At 70.5% G+C, this 13,848-nt stretch carries 12 protein-coding genes; 6 read left to right on the top strand and 6 right to left on the bottom strand.

The annotated features are described in order from the left end of the window. Window positions 1-52 precede the first annotated feature (52 nt). Complete coding sequence (nhaR, locus tag IT184_16715) at window positions 53-958, bottom strand: transcriptional activator NhaR (GenBank protein ID MCC7010454.1); 906 nt, start codon at window positions 956-958, stop codon at window positions 53-55. A gap of 411 nt (window positions 959-1,369) precedes the next feature. Between nhaR and IT184_16710 the strand changes: the two genes are divergently transcribed. Beyond that, complete coding sequence (locus tag IT184_16710; protein ID MCC7010453.1) at window positions 1,370-3,055, top strand: L,D-transpeptidase family protein; 1,686 nt, start codon at window positions 1,370-1,372, stop codon at window positions 3,053-3,055. An 8-nt stretch (window positions 3,056-3,063) separates the two neighbouring features. Here IT184_16710 and IT184_16705 read toward each other — a convergent pair whose 3' ends face one another. Then, the gene (locus tag IT184_16705; protein ID MCC7010452.1) at window positions 3,064-3,672 is read right to left on the bottom strand and encodes a DUF882 domain-containing protein; all 609 of its coding nucleotides are present in this window, start codon (window positions 3,670-3,672) and stop codon (window positions 3,064-3,066) included. A 244-nt stretch (window positions 3,673-3,916) separates the two neighbouring features. Between IT184_16705 and IT184_16700 the strand changes: the two genes are divergently transcribed. After that, window positions 3,917-4,678, top strand: a complete 762-nt coding sequence (locus tag IT184_16700) for a TIM barrel protein (GenBank protein MCC7010451.1) — start codon at window positions 3,917-3,919, stop codon at window positions 4,676-4,678. A 226-nt stretch (window positions 4,679-4,904) separates the two neighbouring features. After that, the gene (locus tag IT184_16695; GenBank protein ID MCC7010450.1) at window positions 4,905-5,999 is read left to right on the top strand and encodes an ATP-dependent DNA ligase; all 1,095 of its coding nucleotides are present in this window, start codon (window positions 4,905-4,907) and stop codon (window positions 5,997-5,999) included. Here the strand turns inward: IT184_16695 and ligD are convergent. The 3 genes from ligD to mscL form a co-directional block, all read right to left on the bottom strand. Next, window positions 5,941-7,047 carry a non-homologous end-joining DNA ligase gene (ligD, locus tag IT184_16690; protein MCC7010449.1) on the bottom strand — a complete coding sequence of 369 codons (1,107 nt, stop codon included), beginning with the start codon at window positions 7,045-7,047 and terminating at the stop codon, window positions 5,941-5,943. The two genes, IT184_16695 and ligD, sit on opposite strands and share 59 nt — an antisense overlap. Window positions 7,048-7,054: 7 nt before the next feature. Further along, entirely contained in the window at window positions 7,055-8,815 is a 1,761-nt protein-coding gene (locus IT184_16685) for a glycoside hydrolase family 2 (protein MCC7010448.1), read from the bottom strand. Between the two features lie 97 nt (window positions 8,816-8,912). Further along, the gene (mscL, locus tag IT184_16680; GenBank protein MCC7010447.1) at window positions 8,913-9,254 is read right to left on the bottom strand and encodes a large conductance mechanosensitive channel protein MscL; all 342 of its coding nucleotides are present in this window, start codon (window positions 9,252-9,254) and stop codon (window positions 8,913-8,915) included. 195 nt (window positions 9,255-9,449) lie between these two features. Between mscL and IT184_16675 the strand changes: the two genes are divergently transcribed. Genes IT184_16675 through sthA form a run of 3 tightly spaced genes read left to right on the top strand, consistent with a single transcriptional unit; the run spans window position 9,450 to window position 13,253 of the window. Then, window positions 9,450-10,526: an HlyC/CorC family transporter gene (locus IT184_16675; GenBank protein MCC7010446.1), complete on the top strand. Its 1,077-nt coding sequence runs from the start codon at window positions 9,450-9,452 to the stop codon at window positions 10,524-10,526. Further along, window positions 10,523-11,830, top strand: coding sequence for an HlyC/CorC family transporter (locus IT184_16670; protein MCC7010445.1), 1,308 nt, complete (start codon window positions 10,523-10,525; stop codon window positions 11,828-11,830). Before IT184_16675 ends, IT184_16670 begins: the two co-directional genes overlap by 4 nt. Window positions 11,831-11,843: 13 nt before the next feature. Continuing rightward, window positions 11,844-13,253 carry a Si-specific NAD(P)(+) transhydrogenase gene (gene sthA / locus IT184_16665; GenBank protein ID MCC7010444.1) on the top strand — a complete coding sequence of 470 codons (1,410 nt, stop codon included), beginning with the start codon at window positions 11,844-11,846 and terminating at the stop codon, window positions 13,251-13,253. A gap of 82 nt (window positions 13,254-13,335) precedes the next feature. Here the strand turns inward: sthA and IT184_16660 are convergent, their stop codons facing one another. Then, window positions 13,336-13,848, bottom strand: coding sequence for a VOC family protein (locus IT184_16660; protein ID MCC7010443.1), 513 nt, complete (start codon window positions 13,846-13,848; stop codon window positions 13,336-13,338).

The raw sequence follows: 13,848 nt of genomic DNA, 5'->3' as shown, positions 1-13,848 counted from the left end.
GCGAGCAAATAGATAGTTCTGTCGCTTCATATCGAAAAAGGCTATGCGAGCGCTACGCGCCGAACACCTCCGTGCGGGCCGCGGTCGTGATCGCGAGGACGCCGGGGTGCTTGAGACGCCGCTCCGCCGACACGGCGTAGTACCGCTCCTTGACGCCCCGCGCGCGGCCGATGGGCCGGACGCGGTACTGACGGACGATCTCGCGCTCGATGGCCGAGGATCCCGGAAACGCCGCCATGCCGCTCTGCCCGAAGGCCTTCATGAGCGCCGGGTCGTCGAACTCGCCGATGACGCGCGGGTGCACGTCCTCGGCGTCGAACCATTGATCGAGAGCGCGACGCGCGGCCGTCTGCGGCGTCGGCAGCAGCATGGGCGCGTCGTTCAGCGAGCGCGGGAACCGGCGGCGCAGGCGCGCCGCCAGCGGTTCGGCCGCGAAGATGGTCGTGTCGGACTCGCCGAGGAGGTGGCTGAACACCTTGACGCGAACGTGCGACGGCGCCGGCACGTCGGTGATGACGACGTCGAGCGCGTGCGTGGCGAGGTCGGCGAGCAGTTCCTCCGTGCTGTCCTCGCGGCAGACCAGGCGGATGGGCTGCGAGCCGCGCACGGCCGGCTCGAGCAGGCGGTGCACGACGAGCTTGGGCACGACGTTCGCGACGCCGACGGTGAGCGACAGCGGCCGGCCCGCCGCCGGCCGGCCCTTGAGCGTCTCCATCAGCTCGCGCCCGATGCCGAACATCTCGTCGGCATAGCGGTGGACGAGACGGCCCACGTCCGTGAGCACCAGCCGCCGCCCCTGGCGCTCGAGCAATCGCTCGCCGATCGCCTGCTCGAGCTGCCGAACCTGCGCGCTCACGGTCGGCTGCGCGAGCCGCAGCTTCTCGGCCGCGCGAGAGACGCCGCCTTCGCGGACGACCGTCCAGAAGTACAGCAGGTGGTGATAGTTCAGCCAATCCATCTGAATACCCGTTCGCTCGCCATCAGACATGCGGAATTTCTATCGCGCATGTTACACGCGGACGTCGGCCGGCGGGGTGTGCGCCGGACGACTGGCGACGCCGAGGATGGCCGGCGGCGCCTGGGAGCGGCGGCTCAAAACGCCGGTCCGCCCGAGCCTCGCACGTCACCGTATGACGTGCTGGCGACCTTCCGCCGACGCGGCTCGCGGCGGCCGACTGGCGACGCCGCAGGGTCCCACCGCCATCGCGCAGCCACGAATGCGACGTCCAGCGCTCACGTGTTGGTCCGCGCTCGACGCGCCGCCTCGTCGTTCGGCAACCGCAGCGAGAGCGCCGCGGCGCCCGGACGATGGACGCGAGCCCCACCGCCATCGTGCCGCCTGCCCGTAGACTGAAAGCAGCGCGCCGTCATGAGCCGAAGGACGCGACACACGCTCGCCGCGATCGTTCTCGCCGCCGCGACGGCGGGGTGTCAGCGCGCGCCGTTCCGCGATCGCAGCGGCGAGTCGCATCTCGCGACCGGCGGCGCAGAACAGGCGGCTCCCGGCCAGCGCCCGGCGCCCGACACGATCGCGGCCGCGGTTCGGACGCTCGGCAGCACGCTGCCGCCCGGCGAAGCCGCTCGACTCGCGACGCTGTACGACCGGGCAGCCGGCGCCCCGCTCTGGGTGGGCGAAGACGGCCGCACGACCGGCGAAGCGCGCGTGGCGCTCTCGCGGCTTCGTCAGTCGGATGCAGAGGGTCTCGTCCCCGACGACTACGCTGCGCCGGAACTGACGCGTCTCGAGACCGCGCTCGCCGAGCCCGGCGAGCCGTCGATCGCCGCGCGATTCGACGTGCTGCTGTCGGCGGGCCTGATGCGCTACTACCGCCACCTCCATCTCGGCCGCACGGACCCTCTCACGCTCGGCGTGCAGCTCACGATGCCGACCGACGACCACGACTTCGCGGAGATCGTGTTCGCCGCACGCGACGTCGACGGCGTCGAGCGCACGGCGGCCACGCTCGCGCCGCCGTTCACGCAGTACCGCGCGCTCAAGGCGGCTCTCGCGCGCTACCGCACGCTCGCGGCGGCGCCCAACGCCCTGCCGGCGTTCACGACGACGGTCCGCGAGGGCGATGCGTATGCCGGCGCGCGCGCGCTCTTCGACTGGCTGGCGGCGCTCGGCGATCTGCCGCCCGGCACGCCGCCTCCCGCCGCCGGCGTGTACGACGAGGCGCTGAGCCGCGCCGTCGCGCGATTCCAGCGGCGGCACGGCCTCGACGTCGACGGCACGCTCGGCCGGGCGACGGCGGCCGCGCTTCAGGTGCCGCTCGCTTGGCGCGTGCGGCAACTGGAGTTCGCGTTGGAACGCCTGCGATGGCTGCCAGATCTCACCGGCGGCCGCGTCCTCATCGTCAACATCCCGATGTTCCGGCTCTGGGCGTGGGACGCCGTGCCGTCGGCCGATCCGCCCCGCCTCGACATGGCGGTCATCGTCGGACGCGCGCTCGACACGCGCACGCCGGTGTTCGCGGAGCGCATGCGCTTCGTCGTCTTTCGGCCGTACTGGAACGTGCCGATGTCGATCCTGCGCAAGGAGCTGCTGCCGGAAATCCGGCGCGATCCGTCGTACCTGCAGCGCGAGCATCTCCAAATCGTGCGTGGTCAGTCGGACTCGTCGCCCGTCGTGCCGTTCTCGCCGGAGACGCTGGCGGAACTGGCGCGCGGCGCCGCGCGGCTGCGTCAGGCGGCCGGCCCTTTCAACTCGCTCGGCCTCGTGAAGTTCATGTTCCCGAATCAGAACGAGGTGTACCTGCACGGCACGCCGGCGACGGCGCTGTTCCGCCAGTCACGGCGCGACTTCAGCCACGGGTGCATTCGCGTCGAGGATCCGGTGGCGCTCGCCGAGTGGGTGTTCGAGCGGCAGCCGGGCTGGCCACGCGAGGCGATTCTCGCGGCCATGCAGGGCCCTGAGAACCGGCGCGTCGATCTCGTGGATCCCGTGCAGGTGATGATCTTCTACACCACGGCGGCGGTCATGCAGGCCGACGGTGCGGTGTACTTCGCGAGCGATGTGTACGGGCAGGATCGTCTGCTGGATCGCGTCTGGTGACGCGCGGCCTACCAGGTCCGGATGCGGCCGACGTCCACGTGCACGAAATCCGACGCCGGGTAGTAGCCGACGCCGCCACCATGGATCGCGAGCGCCGCCGATCGAAGACGAGGCAGCGGCACGTCGGTCAGCCGGATGTCGATCGCCTCGCCCCGCATGTGCAGGCTGCCGGCGGCGACGCCCTCGCTGCGCTGGCGGAGCGCGGCATTCGTCTGCGGCGATCGATAGCCCGAGATCACCTGGAACGGCCGGCTCGTTTCGGTCGTGGCGGCGAGCCGATGCAGCAGGTCGAGCAGCCCCGGATGGATGTCGTGTACGGCGCCCGTCCGGAAATCCCGCAAGAAATGGTTCACCGTGGCGAGCGCGTCCGGCAGGTACTCCCCTTCGCTGAAGTACTCCACGGACAACCGCTCAGCCGTATGCGTGTGGACGAAACTCAACGCCCTTGGCGCGGCAGGATCGGCGAACACGAGCCGCGGCGCGGCACAGGCGGGCAGCGCGACCGCCAACATCCCGAGGAACCTCCGGCGCGAGAACCCCTCGGCACACGGGTGCTCGGACCGGTCGTGGCCGGATGAATCGCGAGTGCCGAGGCTGGGGATTTCTGTCGGCCGCATTCGCCTCTTTCGACTATCGCAGCCCAACGGCACGCTGTCAACGAGAGGGGGACGAGAACGGTCCCGGGAGCTCAGCCTGGCGTACGGCGTCTGCGAATGATCCTGCGCGATCCGCTGCACGCCGCGGTAATCTCGCGGCATGCGCAGGCGCGACTTCCTCTCGAGCGCGGCAGGCATTCCCGCGTTCTCGCTGCTGCCGGCTGAACTTGCCCCCTCGAGCGATCTCTTCCAGGCGCGCGCCGGCCTGAAGCTCGGCGCCGTCACCTACAACATCGCCAAGGACTGGGACATCCCGACGATCATCGAGAACCTCTCGGCCGCGGAGTTCGACGCCGTCGAGCTGAGAACGACGCACAGGCACGGCGTCGAGATCGCCCTTGCTCCGGCCGCGCGCGCCGCCGTGCGCAGGCAGTTCGACGCCTCGCCGGTGAAGATCGGCGGCCTCGGCACGACGTGCGAGTTCCAGTCGCCGGACCCCGCGGTCGTGCGGCGCAACGTCGACGAGACGAAGGCATGGATACAACTCGCGCACGACATCGGCTCGCCGGGCGTCAAGGTGCGGCCGAACGGCCTTCCCAAAACGGTGCCGGAAGAGAAGACGCTCGAGCAGATCGGCCGCGCGCTGGCCGAATGCGCGTCGTTCGCCCGCGACGCCGGCGTCCTCCTCCATCTCGAGGTGCACGGCGAAGACACGGCCCGCCTGCCGCGCATCCGCCGCATCTTCGACCACGCCGGAAACCCACCACATCTGAAGGTCTGTTGGAACTCGAATCAGACCGATCTTCTGGACGGTGGATTCGCCGCCGCCTTCGATCTCGTCGAGCACCAGATTGGCCAGGTGCACATGCGCGACCTCTTCCTCGACGAGTACCCGTGGCGCGCGCTGCTCACCTCGCTCGTCGCGATGCGCTTCCAGGGATACTGCTTCGCGGAGATCCCGGAGTCGCCGGATCCCTTGCGCGTGCTCCACTACTTCCGCGCGCTGTTCCGCGCCTATCAGGTCTGATGCCCGCCGGCGCGGATCGTCGTCTCGCACAACGTAGTGGGACGATCCGCGCGGTTCGAGCCGTCACCTTCGAGACCTCGCACCCGGGAATCCTCGCGACCCTGGGATGCTTCGTCCCGTCGCAACGCCAGCAGATCCTTGCCCATCGGTGGTCACGCTCGATCCCTGCGCGTCCACCATCGGCGGTGGAACGCTCGCGGCACGCGGCACGCGTTCCGCAAGGTCGATGACCTCTCCACCCGTCACGCCGCCCGTCCCACCCATGCTCGCCAGGCTGGCGGACGCGATCCCCCGCGACGCCGCCTATCTGTACGAGCCCAAGTGGGATGGCTTCCGGGCGATCGTTTTCCGCTCCGCGGACGATGTCTTCATTCAGAGCCGGGACTTGCGGCCGCTCGATCGCTACTTTCCCGAGTTGCACGCGGCGCTGATCGAGCGGGTGCCGCCCGGCTGCGTCGTCGACGGCGAGATCGTGATCGCGACGCGGCACGGTCTCGACTTCGACGCGCTGCAGTTGCGGCTGCACCCGGCCGCATCGCGCGTCGCCCGCCTGGCCGCCGAGTCGCCGGCGTCGTTCGTCGCCTTCGATCTGCTCAGCGCCGGCGGCCACGACCTTCGCGCTGCGCCCCAGCACGATCGTCGTCGCGCGCTCGAACGGCTGCTCGACGGCGTGACGCCGCCCGTGCACGTGACGCCGATGACGACCGATCCGTCCATCGCCGAGGACTGGCTGAGCCGCTTCGAGGGTGCGGGGCTCGACGGCGTGGTGGCCAAGCCGGCTGATGCGCCCTATGAGCCGGGCAAGCGCTCGATGATCAAGATCAAGCACGTCCGCACGGCGGACTGTGTCGTCGGCGGATTCCGATGGCACAAGGCCGGCCCGGACAGGCTCGTCGGCTCGCTCCTGCTCGGGCTGTACGACGACGCCGGCACGCTGCACCACGTCGGCGTCACGTCGTCGTTCACGATGGCCAGGCGCCTGGAGCTCGCGCGCGAGCTCGAGCCCCTGCGGGCGCGCGCGCTCGATCGACACCCGTGGCGAAACTGGGCCGGCGCGGAGCAAGGCAACGGTGCTCGAATGCCGGGCGCGCAAAGCCGGTGGAGCGCGGGCAAGGACCTGTCGTGGGAGCCGTTGCGAGTCGAACGCGTTTGTGAGGTGAAGTACGACCACCTTCAGGGCGATCGGTTCCGGCACGCGACGACGTTCCTGCGCTGGCGGATGGACAAGCCGCCGCGCGAGTGCACCTACGAGCAGCTCGACGTCATGCCCGCTTACGAGCTGTCGAAGGTCTTCGGCGTGCGGTCTTCTTCTTCGCGCTGACGTCCGGCGCGTCCGCGTCGTCGGGGCCGCCGGCCGCGGCGACGGGGCTCGGAGCGCGGCGTCGAGACGGCGCCACGCGCGGTGCCTCGCCCGCGTGCTTGCGGTAATGCGGCGGCCACGGAGCGTCGCCCTGCCCTTCCGCCGCCTGGCGGGCCGCCAGCTCGAGCAGCGCGTCGAGCGATCCCGCGTGGCCGTCGATCGGCTCGTGCGGATCGCCCAGCGCCGCGTATCGGCGCGGCATCGTCGCCATCGTGAAGTCGCCCGGCTCGCAGCCGTCGATCTCGTCCCACGCGAGCGGCGCCGACACGGTGGCGCGCGGCGTCGGGCGGACGGAATACGCGGACGCGACCGTCCGGTCCTTCGCGTTCTGGTTGTAGTCGAGGAAGACGCCGTGACGCTCTTCCTTCCACCACTTGCTCGTCGCGAGCGCCGGCGCCTGGCGCTCGACCTCACGTGCCAGCGCGAGCGCGGCGCGCCGCACGTCGTCGAACGTCCATCGCGGCTGGATGCGCACGCACACGTGCAGCCCGCGCGATCCCGACGTCTTCGGCCAGCCTCGCAGGCCGAAGGCGTCGAGCGCGGCGCGGACGATGGCGGCCACGCGGCGGATCTCCTTCCAGCCGACGCCGGGCACCGGGTCGAGATCCACGCGAAGCTCGTCGGGGTGATCCAGATCCTCGGCGCGCACGGGATGCGGGTGCAGCTCGAGGCACGCGAGGTTCGCCATCCAGATCAGCGCGGCCGCGTCACGCGGTACGACCTCGTCGGCCGTCCGGCCCGACGGAAACCGCAGCGTCACGACCTCGATCCACGAGGGCCGCGAGGCTGGCGCGCGCTTCTGATAGAAGAACTCGCCCGCGATCCCGCCGGGGTAGCGCTTCAACATGTTCGGACGGCCGCCGGCGCCGCGCAGCGCGCCATCCGCCACCGTGAGGTAGTAGCCGGCGAGGTCGCGCTTCGTGTACCCCGCCTCCGGGAACAGCACCTTCTCCGGATGCGACAGGACGATCTCGCGGCCGGCGACGGTCAGCGTCTCGGCGTCACGCACGGCGCGCTCATTGAGCGATGATCTTCTTCAAGACGTCTGGATCGGCCTTCGGCGTCCGATCGAACGTCATGAGGCCGTTGATCTCCTGCTCGACGTCCGTGAGCTGCGTGTAGCAGAACCCCGCCCACGCGCGGTTGCCGCGCAGCGCCTTGACCAGGCCGTCGAGCCTGGCGAGAAACGTCTCTCGCGTGGGCTCCACGCCGGCATAGCCCCACTCGTTGGATCGCTGTTGCGGTCCGAGCCGGAACGCGATGCCGCCGAACTCGCTCATCACGAACGGCGCGCCGTTGTATCGCGCGCCGTAGACCGACGCTTCGCGGCCGTTGCGCGGGATGCGCGCGGGCTCGGCGGTGAGGTGCGCGTACTTGGCGGCGAGCTCCTCGCCGGTGCGCGCGTAGTCGTGCAGCGTCATCAGGTCCGTCTGGTCGGTGTGCTCCCAGCCGTCGTTGTCCACCACCGGCCGCGTCGCGTCGAGCGATCGCGTCATCTGGTACAGCGTCTTCGCGTGCGCCTGCTGCTCGGCGCTCGTCAGGATCTGCGGCACGCCCCAGCTCTCGTTGATCGGCACCCAGGCCACGATGGCGGGGTGGTTGTAGTCGCGGGCGATCACTTGCGCCCACTCGTCGGCGAAGCGTGATGCGTACTCCGGGCTGAAGTCCTGCGCGTTGGCCATCTCGCCCCACACGAGCAGGCCCATCCGGTCGGCGTAGTAGAGCCACCGCGGATCTTCCGCCTTCTGGTGTTTCCTCGCGCCGTTGAATCCGAACGCCTTGGTCATCCGGATGTCGTACTGCATCGCGTCGTCGCTCGGCGGCGTCAGGATGCCGTCGGGCCAGTAGCCCTGGTCCAACACGAGCCGCAGGTAGTACGGGGCGTTGTTCAGATAGACGCGTCCGTCGTGCAGGCTCACCTTCCTCTGCCCGAAGTAGCTCTCGACACGGTCGACGACGCCATCGGGGCCCGACAGCTCCACGGCGAGGTCGTACAACACCGGTCGATCCGGGCTCCAGAGCCGCTGCGCGGGAAGCGAGAGCGTCGCGGCGATGCGATCGCCGTACACCGTGGTGGTCTGATCGGCCTGCTCGACGCCCTCGATCGCGGCGGTCATCCGCACGCGGAGCGCCGTGGCAGGCGCCGGCGTCGTCCGGCGTGCCCGCACGAGGTCGGCCTCGACGCGAACCTGAGCGCGGTCCACGTCCGGCGTCACGCGCAGGTTCGCCATCCGCACGGCGCCGGCCGCCTCGATCCACGCCGGCTGCCACAACCCCGTCGTCCGCGTGTAGAAGATGCTTTCGGACGACGGCCGCCAGTACTGCTTGCCGCGGGGCACGGTGCGGTCCGTCCCCGGATCGACCACGCGAAGGCTGACCACGTTCTCGCCGGATCGCAGCGCGTCGGTCACGTCGAAGCCGAACCCCACGTGTCCGCCACGATGCCGGCCCACCTCCGTGCCGTTGACCCAGACGATGGCCTCGTAGTCGACCGCGCCGAAGTTGAGCAGCACACGGCGGTCGCGCCAGGCGGCCGGCACGGTGAACCGGCGGCGGTACCACACGACGTCGTGAAACGCCGTGTCGCGGATGCCCGACAACGAGGACTGAAACGCGAACGGCACGACGATGGTGCGCGAGAACCGCGCAGCATCCGCCGCGAACCACCGCGCCCTCATTCCTTCATCGCGATCGTCGAACTCGAACTCCCACGTGCCGTTCAGCGTCTGCCAGTCGCGGCGCACGAAGTCGGGCCGCGGATGCTCGGACCGCGGCACCGCCGGCTGCGCCTCGAGCGATCCGAGGACGCCCGCGCACAGAACGACGAGCGCGGTGATCGCCGACCGTCGAAGAGGCGACGTCACGCCCGCACGATCACTTCGCCCCTCGCACCCGGTTGATCTGGCGGACGATCAGGAACAGGGCGAAGGCGATGAGGAGGAACTGGATCACCGTGTTGAGGAAGTTGCCGTACGCCAGAACCGGGACGCCGGCCGCCTTCGCGTCCGCGACGGTGGCATAGGTGGCGGCTCCGCGCGCGAGCACGAGGAACCGCGCGCCGAAATCCACGCCGCCGGTCAGGATCGACAGCACGGGCATGAGGATGTCGTTGACGAGCGAGTCCACGATCTTGCCGAACGCGGCGCCGATGATGACGCCGACGGCCAGGTCGAGCGCGTTGCCCTTGTTGATGAATTCCTTGAATTCTCCGAACACGGCGGGACCCCTTTCGCGGCCGAGGAGACCGGTGCCGCATTCTACAACCGGCGCCCGTCCGCCATTCGTGCGTATCGACGAGCACAACGTGCCGTCCGCCGCATGGCCGTCGACGCCGCGACCGCGCGCGAGCGCCGGCCGCCTTCCGAGCCTCGGCTCGGGCCTCGACGCGGCCCGCCACTACACTAGGAGGCCATGTCGGCCACGGTCTGGATCGTCCTCGCGATCCTCATCGGTGCGAACTCGCTGTACGTCGCGGCCGAGTTCGCCGCCGTGAGCGTACGGCGCAGCCGGGTCCGCCGGCTGGCCGAGGAGGGCGGCTGGCTCGCGCGGCGGCTGCTGCCGTTCCTCGAGGACGCCGCGGGCCTCGATCGCTACGTCGGCGTGTCGCAGATCGGCATCACGCTCTCGAGCCTCGTCCTCGGCGCCGTCGCGCAGGCCACACTGAGCGAGGCCATGGTCCCCGTGCTGAACGCGTGGCTCGGCATGAGCGAGGTCACGGCCCTCTCGCTGTCGGCCGGCCTCGTGCTGGCAACGATGACGGCGCTGCAGCTCGTGCTCGGGGAGCTCGTGCCCAAAGCGCTCGCGCTCCAGTACCCGACCGAAACCGCGCTCGCAACCGTTTTGCCGATGCGCTGGTCGCTCGCGGTCTTCCGGCCGCTGCTCGTCGTGCTCAACGGCGCGGCGCTGCTCCTGCTGCGCGCGCTCGGCGCCGCGGGCCACACCCACCGGCATCTCCATTCGCCGGAGGAGATCGACCTGCTGATCGCGGAGAGCCGCGACGGCGGGCTGCTCGAGCCGGAAGAGCAGCAGCGGCTGCGCCGCGCGCTCCACCTCGGCACGCGCAAGGTGCGCGACCTGATGGTGCCGCTCGCGCAGCTCGCGATGCTGCAGGAGGGCGCTCCGGCCGCCGAGATCCTCCACCAGGCGACCGCCACGCCGTACAGCCGGCTGCCGGTGTATCGCGGGTCGCGCGAGCAGGTCGTCGGCTTCATCAGGGTCAAGGATCTCGCCGAGCGCTACGCCTCGGATGGGCGGCTCGGCATGGATCGGCTGCTGCGGCCCATCTCGCGGCTCGACGAACAGCTCCCCGCCGATCGGGCCGTGTACGAGCTTCGCGATCGCCGTGCGCACCTGGCGGCCGTCACCGATCAGCAGAACCGCGTGATCGGCCTCATCACGGTCCACGATCTGCTGAACGAGCTGCTCGGCCCCCGCACGCCGGCCGGGGATCCGCCGCGAGGCGAAGGGCGGGAGCGAGGCCGCCGATGACCGCGGTCATCGGCATTTCCTTCGTGCTCGTGGTGCTGAACGCCGTGTTCGTGGCGGCGGAGTTCGCCCTCATCGCGGCGCCGAAACCGGCCCTCGAGCAGCGCGCCTCGAAGGGCGACCGGTTCGCAGAGCGCATTCTCGGCACGCGCGAGTCACCCAAGCGGCAGGACGAGTACGTCGCCACGTCGCAGATCGGCATCACGCTCGCCAGCCTCGGCCTGGGCATGTACGGCGAGCATGCGCTGGCCGGCCTGCTGGAAGCGCGCATGCCGGCCGTCCCGCACGTGCTCGCCGCGCCGGCAGTCGCGAGCCTGCTCGCCCTCGCCCTGCTCACCATCGTGCACATCGTCGTCGGCGAGATGGTGCCGAAGGCCGTCGCGCTCCAGCATCCCGTGCCGGTCTCGAGATTCACCCATTGGCCGATGCGCGTGACGTGGCTGATCTGCTATCCACTCGTGCGGCTGTCCAACGGCCTCGCGCTGCTCGTGCTCCGGCTGGTGGGCCTGCGGCGGCAGCAGGCGGCCGAACAGGTCTACACGCCAGAGGAGCTGCAGCTCATCGTCGAGGAGAGCGAGCGCGGCGGCGCCATCCGCGCCGAGTCGAGCCGCATTCTGCAGGAGCTGTTCGAGTTCGGCGATCTCACGGCCGCCGAGATCATGGTGCCGCGCGTGCGCGCCGTCGGCATCCCGCTCGGCGCGGGACCCGACGAGCTGCGACAGATCATCACCAAGCAGCGTCACACCCGCTACCCGGTCTACGACGGCGATCTCGACCACATCGTCGGCATGCTCCACGTGAAGGATCTGCTGCGCAGCCTCGCCGCCAACGAGCGGCTCGGGCCGTCCGACGTTCGCCGCCTGCCCGTCGTCCCCGAGACGGCCTCGCTCGACGACGTGCTCGCAACGATGCAGCGGGCGCACGCGCACCTGGCGGTGGTGATCGACGAACACGGCGGCACGGCCGGCATCGTGGCGCTCGAAGATCTCTTCGAGGAAGTGGTGGGCGAGATCGACGAGGGCGCGCCGGCCCTGGCGCCGATCGCGCCGCTGCCCGACGGCTCGGCGCGCGTCGCCGGCACGGTCCGGCTGGACGAGCTGGGTCAGTACTTCGAGATCGACCTCCAGCACGAGGACGTCGACAGCGTGAGCGGGCTGGTGCTCGAGCGCCTCGGCCGGCTGCCGGCGGTGGGCGACGTCGTGGAGTACGGGCCGCTGCGGCTCGAAGTGCTGTCCACGGCGGGACGAGGCGTGCGCGAAGTGCGCGTCACGCGCGCGGCCGACGCGGCCTCGCGAGACGACGCGTAGGAGACGAACCCGGATGCGCTACGACCTCGTCGTCATCGGAGGCGGACCGGCCGGCGAGAAGGCCGCCGTGGCGGCGGCCTTCTTCGGCAAGCGCGTGGCGCTCGTCGAGGCATCGCCGGCAGGACCTGGCGGCGCCGCCGCGCACACCGGCACGCTGCCATCGAAGACGCTTCGCGAGAGCGCGCTCTATCTCACGGGGTTCCGCCGGCGCGAGCTGTACGACATGGTGCGCGAGCCATTGGGCGACGGCCGGCCCCTCACCGCCACGCTCACCCGCCGGCTCGCGACCGTCCGCCGGCTCCAGACCGACCAGATTCGAGCGAACCTGGCCCGGCATGGCGTGGACCTCGTCCAGGCTCACGGCTCCTTCGTCGATCCGCACGGCGTGCGCGCGGGCGATCGCGTGCTCGACGCCGAGCACGTGCTCATCGCCACCGGATCGAGTCCCCGCCGGCCGCCCGGGTTCGATTTCGGCGATCCCGAGGTGTTCGACAGCGACACCGTGCTGGGTCTCGATCGCGTGCCGGCGTCGCTCGCGATCGTCGGTGGCGGCGTCATCGGCAGCGAGTACGCCTGCGTGTTCGCGGCGCTCGGCACGACGATCACGCTGATCGAATCGGGCAGCCGGCTGCTCTCGTTCCTCGACCGCGAGATCTCCGACGCCATCGCCGCCGCCATGCAGCGTCAAGGCATCACCGTGCGCTTCGACGACGCGGTCGCGCGCATCGAGCGGTGCGACGACGACCTCGTGCTGACGCTCGAGAGCGGCCGCACGGAGGTCGTCGACCGGGTGCTCGTGTCCGCGGGCCGGACGGGCAACACGGCGGGACTGAATCCGAGCGCGGCCGGCGTCGCGCTGGACGCGCGCGGGCTCGTCGTCGTCGACCGTCACTTCCGCAGCTCGCAGCCCAACGTCTTCGCCGCCGGTGACGTCATCGGCCGGCCGGCGCTCGCCTCGGCGTCGATCGAGCAGGGCCGTATGGCGGTCGGCGAGATGTTCGGCCTCGCGTTCCCCGAGCGCGACTGGCGCGCGCTCGCGTCGGGCATCTACACGATTCCGGAGGCGTGCGCGTGCGGCCCGACCGAGGAAGAGCTGGTCTCGTCGGGCGTGCCGATCGTCGTCGGCCGCACGTCCATCATGGACAACGCGCGCGGGCAGATCATCGGCGACACCGACGGCTTCCTGAAGCTGATCTTCCATCGCGACACGACGCGGCTGCTCGCGACGCACCTGATCTGCGAGCGCGCGACCGAGCTGATTCACATCGGGCAGGCCGTCATGCGCCTCGGCGGAGGCCTCGACTACTTCCTCGAGACGGTCATGACGTACCCGTCGCTCAGCGACGCCTACAAGCAGGCCGCGTACGACGCGCTCGGAAAGCTCGAAGGGCGATCCGCCGGCGCGGTGGGGCACGCTGGATGACGTCGGACCCGGCGCCAGAACGGCAGTGACGGTCTCCCGTGGGAACGAATCGCGCGGCGGCTCGTCCGTCGACCGGACGTGATCACCGGTAGTACTGGCTGTACATCCCGCGCCTGAACAGCCATCCGCCGAGCGGGCCCAGCCAGCCGAGCACGTAGTACATGTAGCCGAGATCCATCAGCTCGATCAGGTTCCCGTCGAAGTCCCGGCAGAAGAAGAACGAGTGCCCGCGCGGCGATCGCTCCGGACGGCTGACGCACTCGACGCCCTTGCGCACGAGCGCGTCGTGCCAGCGTGGCAGGTTCCTGACGTTGAACGAGAGGTGCGTGAGCCCGACGCGGTTCCACGGCACGGGCGCGGGCGGCTGATCCGGCCGGAACTCGAAGATCTCGAGGACGCCGCCGCCGGGCACGCGGATCCAGCCGATCTTGCACGTGGGCGCGGGCGCGTCGACGCCGAAGAACGCGCGCACGCGCTCGGACGGCGTGTCCGCGACGCCCACGAGCGGGCAGCCGAACACCTCCCAGTAGAACCGCACGGCGCGATTGAAGTCCGACACCGTGATCCCGACGTGACTGAACGTTCGGACTCGCAT

The organism is Acidobacteriota bacterium, assembly GCA_020853395.1.
Lineage (GTDB): Bacteria > Acidobacteriota > Vicinamibacteria > Vicinamibacterales > SCN-69-37 > JADYYY01.
This window is presented reverse-complemented; position numbering and strand designations above follow the sequence as displayed.

Bases quoted from the DNA above. Each gene is read 5' to 3' on its own strand.
- nhaR (MCC7010454.1), bottom strand. From the start codon at position 958: ATGGATTGGCTGAACTATCACCACCTGCTGTACTTCTGGACGGTCGTC.
- IT184_16670 (MCC7010445.1), top strand. From the start codon at position 10,523: ATGACCGCGGTCATCGGCATTTCCTTCGTGCTCGTGGTGCTGAACGCC.
- IT184_16710 (MCC7010453.1), top strand. From the start codon at position 1,370: ATGAGCCGAAGGACGCGACACACGCTCGCCGCGATCGTTCTCGCCGCC.
- IT184_16705 (MCC7010452.1), bottom strand. From the start codon at position 3,672: ATGCGGCCGACAGAAATCCCCAGCCTCGGCACTCGCGATTCATCCGGC.
- IT184_16695 (MCC7010450.1), top strand. From the start codon at position 4,905: ATGACCTCTCCACCCGTCACGCCGCCCGTCCCACCCATGCTCGCCAGG.
- IT184_16675 (MCC7010446.1), top strand. From the start codon at position 9,450: ATGTCGGCCACGGTCTGGATCGTCCTCGCGATCCTCATCGGTGCGAAC.
- IT184_16660 (MCC7010443.1), bottom strand. From the start codon at position 13,848: ATGCGAGTCCGAACGTTCAGTCACGTCGGGATCACGGTGTCGGACTTC.
- sthA (MCC7010444.1), top strand. From the start codon at position 11,844: ATGCGCTACGACCTCGTCGTCATCGGAGGCGGACCGGCCGGCGAGAAG.